Source organism: Parabacteroides sp. merdae-related_45_40 (assembly GCF_001915675.1).
In genome coordinates, this window is sequence record NZ_MNQY01000080.1 from 1 (window position 1) to 8,508 (window position 8,508).

The following is an 8,508-nucleotide window of genomic DNA, read 5'->3' on the forward strand; positions in this document are numbered from 1 at the left end:
GAGGCCCTACCTTCGTATTGTCATCGATAATGAAAACAGATAAATATCCTCGAAAACAAACAGCAAAACAGTGTCGAACAAAATTCAAACAGGCTCTAAGACCATTTCAAAACCGATTTAGATCATTTCTGATAGCCCTTACAAATACCGTCCCCAAAGCCAGATATCTGTAAGGGCAAAAAATAATTATCCAAACATCAACTATTTGGTGTATTTCTCATATTTACCATCAACCATCACATCTTTTACTGCATTCAGATAATCGAAACCATATTTCATATCCGGTAACAGATAAGCGCCTTCCACCCATTCATTCCAAGCATAAACCGTAATCAGCTTCGGCTGATCAGGATGTTTGTCACAATATTCTTTCGCCTTTTGCAAAAAAGCAGCAAAACTTTGCGGAGATTGGTTCAGATGAACCACATCTTTCTGTGTCTTATGAGGAAAACGAGGCGTATCATCCCAACCAATGGATGCATTCGGGAAATAAGGGATAGAAACCGCTTCATCCCATTTCTGAAGACGTTCCAACGCTTCCGTACCCCAACGAACATAATCTTCATAGATCGGACCACCCCAATTATATTGCGTCAAACTGCTAACTCCTAATTTTTCGATCTGTTCCACTCGTTCTTCATTTGGCACACCACCCGCAATTAATTGAATATGTAAATCCGGGAATCCTGCTTTTTTCACCTCGCTTCTAAAATAATCCAAGCCTTTACAGGTTCCCTCTAGGTCCCCGAATGTTTTGATCAGATTATCCAAACTAAAGATGGAGAATACTGGTTTACCATCCAATTTCAGATAATTCGGCTGTTTGAAATACTGTTCGATCACGCGTTTTACTACTATCCGGAAATTTTCCCAATCGATCGCTCCATCCCATAAACGAGAGTTATCATCTTTGTAACGATGTACATTCCAGTAGTTTCGTGCCACATCGTGGTCTGCCCACATGATATAGAAATTCATTTTATGGTTATTCTTAGCTTTCAGGAAACCATCATTCAAGCAGCCTTCCAGAAACGGACCGTTATTGAACCAGTACCAGTCGAATATAAACGTATTCACACCGTGGTCGGTAGCAGCATCGATCCATTTCTCCATTACTTGAGGATCATTGTCCAGCTCGTATCCCCACAAAGGTACTTTCGGCTGATAATGTCCTTCAAAACGAGGATTTCCTTTTTTGATAATTTCCCACTCTCCAGTTCCTTCCGACCATAGCACTTCATGTCCCATCGGATCATCATGGCAAGAAGGCCAGATATAAGCCGCCACATAATACTCGGGGACGACATTGGCACGAACTTCCTTTTCCCCATTTTTCTTCGCCTGCACATTCAGGCATCCACACATCAATAAACACATGCACATAGTGCAAACCATCAACCAACTCGATTTGTTTTTCATAATATCACAATTTAATGATTAATTCCATCCTGGATTTTGTTTCAGATTCGGATTTAATGTTAATTCATCCTGCGGAATAGAATACAAATAATCCTGTTTATCTCTAAATTGATAGCCACTAGGCATTACACCTTTATAATAGTCAATCAACCCATTTTCGTCTACCTTTGAACTGAAATTAGGATTTTGAGCCAGATCAACGGGATATCCTTTCGGCCGTTTATTTTTAAAGAGCGCACTTGCTGCCCATCTCATATAATCTTCATCCCGTTGTCCTTCCAAAGCCATTTCCACTCTTCTTTCCCTTCGGATCTCATATAATTCATCCGTAATGGAATACCCATAGTCCACCTTATTCTTATCTAAGCTTTGTGCATTCACGGAAAAATCAGGCATTCCGGCACGTTTCCTCAACAAATTCAGAGCTTCGTATGCAACCGAATTATCCAATTCACATTTGGCTTCTGCATAATTGAGCAGGACTTCACCATAACGCAACAGAATAAGTCCAGTTTCGGCCTGTGTTTCCCAAGATTTTCCGGCAGCCGGGGAATTTGGATTTGCAGTCTTTTTTACCTGGAAACCTGTCGGGCATAATTGTAAGGCACCACCTTCAATGGTCGGCCCACTAAAATAGGCATTCTCTCCTACAGACATCAAATCGCCAGGAATCCAAACAGTCGATTTTAAGCGAACGTCACAATCTTCTGCGATCTTCGTCAGGAATACATTCCCCTTATTCGCTGCCGCCGTGTTCAAATAGTCATACGGCTTACCATTTTTACCTAAATAGGAGGAAACAAGTTCCCAAGTAATTCCTTTTGAGTTGCTGTTATAAGTAATAAATCCCTGAGTCGAATTGCCAGCCCCCTCCGCAGCATTGAAAGCACGATAAAGAAGCACTTCATTTACATCCGACATATTATCGAAACCAAACAATTTATAATAGTCTTCATCCGGATTTCCCGTATTATAAATACCGACTTTATAATCACCCTTCATTAGTTCTTCCGCTGCTTCCACACAAATTTTAAAATATTTGGTCGGATCAGCTCCGACTGTTCCAAAATCCGTATTTGCATGGTATTTCTGCCAAGAACCTTCAAATAAAGCGACACGGGTCTTAAACGCCAACGCAGCTTCCTTATTAATCCGGTTATTCCCGACATCTTTTCTCAACTCAAGATGCGTAATGGCATTATCAAGGTCTGCCAATATCGAATCAGCTATCAACAAACGAGAATCCCTCGGACGCATCAACTCTTCGGTATCGTCCATTTCTATCACATGTGAATACCAGGGAACATCCCCGTATTTCTTCAATAAATTAAAATAAAACCAAGCACGAAAAAAATAGGCCTCTCCCAAATACTGCTTATATGCATCATATCCGCTTTGACATTTCGTATAATGTTCAAAGAAGATATTTACATTACGGATGCTTGTCCATTCTCCAGTCCAATTACCGGTAGTTTTTGAACGAACTCCATTCATAATTACACTCGGACTGCCGGTTATCATATCATCATTATCCGTTGCCATCTCCGCAACCATCTGTGTCCAAGGACAAAATGAAGGATAGAATTGCCGCGTATAATATTCCAACTCGGTCGAAGTGCTCCAATAATCATCCATCGTAATTTTATCCATCGGCTGCAAATCAATAAAATTCTCACATGAACACAATAATGTCATAAATGAGACCGCTGTCAATATGAATCGTTTCATAATCTTTTCTCCTTAATAAATTAAACTTAATAAGTTACAGTCAAACCAATAGAATAGATTCTATCAGCACCATAGGTCAAACGTCCCGAACCGGCAGTTCCGAAAAACTCACCTCCTGTAGGAAAACCCACTGGAGCAACCGGGTCTATTCCGTTCGGCAACTTCGAAAATGTCAATAAATTCTCACCTGAGAAATAGATCCGAAGCTTTTCCAAATGCATCTTTGAAGCAATACTGCGAGGGAAACTATAGCCTAACTGAACATTCTGCAAACGCAAATAAGCTGCATTCTGCAAATAACGCGTATTCGCATGATTTTTATTTTTTGCTTCTTCTGTATTGTTCAGATAAGGTCTGGGCCAATAAGCATCCGTATTTATATTGGCATCCCCCTCATACAATCCGCTATATTTAGAACCTGGCTGATCTCTAAAATAATCCAGATGTTCAGGAGTCAGACAAGACTCCCACCAACCGCCCATGAATCCCCAATATATATTGGATCCGCGATAGAAATACATATCCTTCTTAGCAACGCCTCTCCAAAGCATAGAGAAATCAAAACCTTTATAAGAAACACCTCCGTTTATCGTATATTGATAATGAGGTTGATCATTACCGATAACCGATAAATCACCATGATTTCCAATCGTATTCGTCCCATTATTGACCTTACCGTCATGATTTATATCTTCATATTTTAAATCTCCGGTATTCCAATTAGCAGCAATATGAGTCATATCGACTTTTGACAAATATGAATCCAGATCTTCCTGCGAGCGAAACAAATCATTCACGGTATATCCCCATATATCACCAACCTCCGCTCCTTCATACCAGGTTGATAATGTCCCTGTCGGATTAAAATATTTTGTAACGACAGATTTATAATCATACAAACTTATTCCAAGATTATATGACAATCCGTTTTCCAAAGCATGTTTCCAATTCAAACTAATTTCCCAACCACGGGTCCGCAAGGTTGAATTATTCTCTTTAGGAACACCCGTACCCAATACACCAGGCATAGCTTGAGACGGTCCGACCATATCAATGGTCCGTCTTTCAAACCAATCCACAGTAGCCGATAATCGATTATTCAAGAACGATAAATCCATCCCGACATTGGTCGTAGTAGCTGTTTCCCATGTCAAATTTCTATTTACTAAATTGGGACCAGAAGTATAGCCTACCGGCCTCGTTGAACCATAATTGAAGATCCAGTTTAATTTATCAGCCGATATCGGGATTAATTCCAAATCGCTATAAGGTGAAATATTCTGGTTTCCTAATTGCCCCCAAGATGCTCGAACTTTCAACGTATTGACATAAGGTTCAATATTTTCCCAAAACGATTCATTATATAAATTCCACCCGACAGAAAATGAAGGAAAGGTTCCCCACCTTTTCCCATTACGGAAAACATAAGACCCATCATAACGGACATTCGCTTCAAATAAATATTTCTCTTTATAATTATAATTCAATCTCGCAAAATAACTCTCTGTAGCATTATGTGCCAAAGCTTCTGCCAAAAGAGCATCACCGGTTGCTGTCGGGAATGAAGGTACTTTTTCTGAAATTAAATCAGTTTTATAACCTTGAACCCACGATTCATCTCCCCGTTCAAACTGCATACCCGCTAAAATTGTAAAATTATGCTCTTCATTGATATCAAAATCGTATGAAGTATAAATATTTGTTGTCCAATATTTTTTTATATATTTTTTTCGCGTCAAATTATTCGGGATACTTATGCCGTTTTCATATGGTTGATTATTTATATCATATGTATATATATACTTTTCTACTTCCGAAATTTCTTGATTATACACATTATAAGCAAAATCCGCATTAATTTTCCAACCTTTCAATGGACGAAGTTCCATCCGAAAGTTATTCCAGAAATCAATGTCATCCTGTTTATCTGTCCCTGCCTGCATGGAAGGAATATGAGACTCAAACATATAATTACCGAATCCATCATATAATGGTGTAATAGGATAATTTCGAGAAATATGCCGATACAAAAAAGAATAATCACCCTCATTTGTCATATTCGGTTTCTCCCTAATCTTCTTTGCAAAACGTGTTTCATAGCCGAAATCCCACCAATCGGTAATAGCTACGCTGATTTTACCTAAAGTATTCATTCTTTTGAAATAGTCCGTTCCATAATTCAACACACTACTGTCGTCCATATAACCAGCCGAGAAATAATAAGAGACTTTATCCGTACCTCCATGCAGAGAGATATCATGCTTCTGGTTTACACTGTTTCCAAAATAAATATCCCACCAATCCGTATTGGCATAATTCAAATTAGCATTATTCCAAACATTTCCTTCCGGCATCGCCCCAAAGATTGTAGCACCTTCCGGCCAATCGGGAATTGAATTTTTGATATATTCAAAATCTCCTTTTTGATAGGCTATAACACGGTCAATGGTCTCGTTGCTAAACGGATGCCCTCCCATATTATCTCCCGCCTCATTCAAGATCCGAGTCCAAGTATAAGAGTCTAAGCTTTCCGGGAGTTTTTGAGCAGTCTTTACAATCAAATTACCAGTATAAGAAACGCTAACTTTTTCATTCTTCTTTCCTTTCTTCGTTGTAACCAAGATAACACCATACGGTGCTCTTGCACCATAAATTGCGGAAGCCGCAGCATCTTTCAAAACGGAAACCGATTCAATATCTTCCGGATTCAAATTATTCAAGTCGCCAGGAAAACCATCAATCACAACATAAGGCGATCCTCCATTTAACGACCCCATACCTCGAATTGAAATATTCATGGTCGCTCCGGGTTCGAATCCATCTTGTGAACCGATATCAAAATTAAATCCAGGTGCAGCCCCCTGTAATAATTGAGAAACTGTAGAAGCCTGGCGATTTTCAAAATCTTCATTGGAAATCACATTTACAGCACCTGTCAGGTTCACCTTTTTCTGAGTTCCGTAACCTACAACCACGACCTCATCCAAGCTTTTCGTATCTTCAATCAGATTTATATTCAATATATTCCGATCTTTTACAGGAATCTCACGTGTCATATATCCAATAAATGAGACCAGTAAAACATCCGTATTAGAAACTTCCAATGTAAAATTTCCATCCACATCCGTAACAGTACCATTTGTCGTTCCTTTTACAACGACATTAGCACCAATCACAGGCTCGCCGCTCTGATCTTTCACTGCACCCTTCAAAACTTTTCCTTTTTGCTGCCGAATAGCCTCTTTCTTCATCAATAAGATGTTATTCCCTTCCATTGCGTATCCGATATCCGAGTTCTCAAAAATACGGTTCAAGACATTAATCACAGAAATATCCGAAGCATTGAGAGAAACCCGATGACTCAAATCAACTTTCTCATTACTGTATACGAAAAGATAATCGGTCTGGTCTTCTATCTGCTTGATAATTTCCTTCACAGACAACTTGTTTGCCACAATATTGACACGGGCTATTTGGGAACTCACGTTTTCTGAAAAGACAGTCGATACACATAATAACAAAAAGCTTAAGATTAACTTCATCACTCTACATGTATGTTTAAATTCACTTAATAACAGGGTATGGTCTATCCCTGTACACTTTTTTTTCATAACTTTGCAGTATCAAAATGTTAGTACTCGATTTAATTACTGATTATGTCAACAAGCTGACATTTTCACCGGATTATGCTGGAACCATAATCCGGTTTTACGTTTTATCTACATTTCTTTTTCCATAGGCAATTCATTTTATAGTTATCAGATTCAATTCATTATCTTTCACATAGGTAAATTTATGCTCTAGCTGCAAAACTTTCAATACTTGTTCGATACCTTCCTTTACGCGGAATTTACCGGAATAGCGTTCTTCCAAGAAAGGTAGATCCGCTACTTCAATTCTGACATCATAATACAAGCGTAACTTATCAATTATCACATGTATCGGTTGGTTATTAAAACAGAGAAGCCCTTCTTTCCACTTAAAATAATCCATATTGCCAATTTGAGCCGAAACATATTTTCCTTTTTTATAAAAAACCTGTTCACCTGCCGTCATCCTATATCTTCTAGAACGGTCCGGTAAATTCAACTCGATACTTCCTCTCAATAATGCAATATTAAACTCCTCGATATCAGAATAAGCAGACACATTAAATTCTGTTCCCAACACCGTTACGTTCATTGATTTAGTTCCAACGACAAAAGGATTATCTTCATTATGCTTAACATCAAAATAAGCCTCTCCATCCAATTCTACCTGTCGAATTCCTTTCTTAAAACTGGTTGGATAAACCAGTTTCGAGTTTGCATTCAGCCATACTTTCGTACTATCAGGCAAAATCAGTTCTGCACGTTGGCCCGCCGGAACATACAAAGTCTGAAACGAAGGTAATGATTCCATCTGATCATCTTTTTGTAACAAGAAATTTCCACCGAGCAAAATCAGTACAATAGCTGCAACTTTTAATAGTTCTATTACGATGCGATGAAAAATGACATAGCGATCTTTTTTCTGATATTTCTTTAAATATGATTGAGATTTTAGCATTTTATCAACTTTCCAATACGCCTTCAAAGGATCCCGAGAAACAATCCGTTCTTGTGTCCGGCAAACATAATAAATACGGGCTATTTGTAATAGTGCTTTCTCGTTTTCTGGATGTTTCTTCAGCCAAAGATCAACCTCTCCTTTCTCTTGTTCAGAAGCAGTACCCCAGATGTATTTCAGAATAACTGAACTTTCCGGTTCACCAACAGTCATATATACTTGTTCTTTTTCCATTCTATATATATGACAAATATCAAATGAGGATACCCTAAACAACATTGTATAATTATTTCAAATAAACTAGTTGGCAAAAAAAGAATTGAACCGTTATTGTCGTTTTATTTATTTTTTCCCTACATTTGTATAAAGAAATCGAAACTAACGTAGAAGCGTTTAGATATTATTTTGGAACTCGAAATCTGGTAAATTTCTAAAAATCCCGAAGTAATAGCCTGAATGCCTGCGCTCCTATAGGCGTGGGATGTTCAGACTTATTATGGGGGATTGGGCATACCAGAGCCTCGGGTTCCTAATAAGCCAAGAACATTTCCACGCTTTTTTCATAAAAATTTAAGGGATATGGATGAAAATAACCTGACAATACTATTACAACAAGGAGACCGGAATGCTTACAAGCAGCTGTTTATCAAGTATTACTCCCCCCTTTGCGAATATGCATCCCAATATATTTCTGATGATGATTCTGAAGAGCTTGTGCAGGAGTTAATGCTTTTTCTTTGGGAGACACGGGAAAATCTTGTAATTGAGACGTCTTTGAAATCCTATCTGTTTATCTCCACCAAGCATCGTTGC

The 8,508-nt window shown here is 38.4% G+C and carries 5 protein-coding genes; 1 reads left to right on the forward strand and 4 read right to left on the reverse strand.

All coding sequences use genetic code 11. The annotated features are described in order from the left end of the window. Positions 1-201 precede the first annotated feature (201 nt). The 4 genes from BHV83_RS10685 to BHV83_RS10700 all read right to left on the reverse strand — a co-directional run bounded on the left by BHV83_RS10685 (position 202) and on the right by BHV83_RS10700 (position 7,929). Positions 202-1,419 carry a glycosyltransferase WbsX family protein gene (locus BHV83_RS10685; RefSeq protein WP_286757502.1) on the reverse strand — a complete coding sequence of 406 codons (1,218 nt, stop codon included), beginning with the start codon at positions 1,417-1,419 and terminating at the stop codon, positions 202-204. An 18-nt stretch (positions 1,420-1,437) separates the two neighbouring features. Next, the gene (locus tag BHV83_RS10690) at positions 1,438-3,147 is read right to left on the reverse strand and encodes a RagB/SusD family nutrient uptake outer membrane protein (protein WP_119216620.1); all 1,710 of its coding nucleotides are present in this window, start codon (positions 3,145-3,147) and stop codon (positions 1,438-1,440) included. Positions 3,148-3,173: 26 nt separating this feature from the next. After that, a complete protein-coding gene (locus BHV83_RS10695; RefSeq protein ID WP_230329100.1) occupies positions 3,174-6,689 on the reverse strand; it encodes a TonB-dependent receptor in 3,516 nt (1,171 codons plus the stop codon). A gap of 202 nt (positions 6,690-6,891) precedes the next feature. Continuing rightward, complete coding sequence (locus tag BHV83_RS10700) at positions 6,892-7,929, reverse strand: FecR family protein (protein ID WP_122205391.1); 1,038 nt, start codon at positions 7,927-7,929, stop codon at positions 6,892-6,894. A 345-nt stretch (positions 7,930-8,274) separates the two neighbouring features. Between BHV83_RS10700 and BHV83_RS10705 the strand changes: the two genes are divergently transcribed. Then, positions 8,275-8,508, forward strand: a 234-nt coding sequence (locus BHV83_RS10705) for a sigma factor (protein ID WP_286757503.1), incomplete at its 3' end; no start/stop codon positions are given.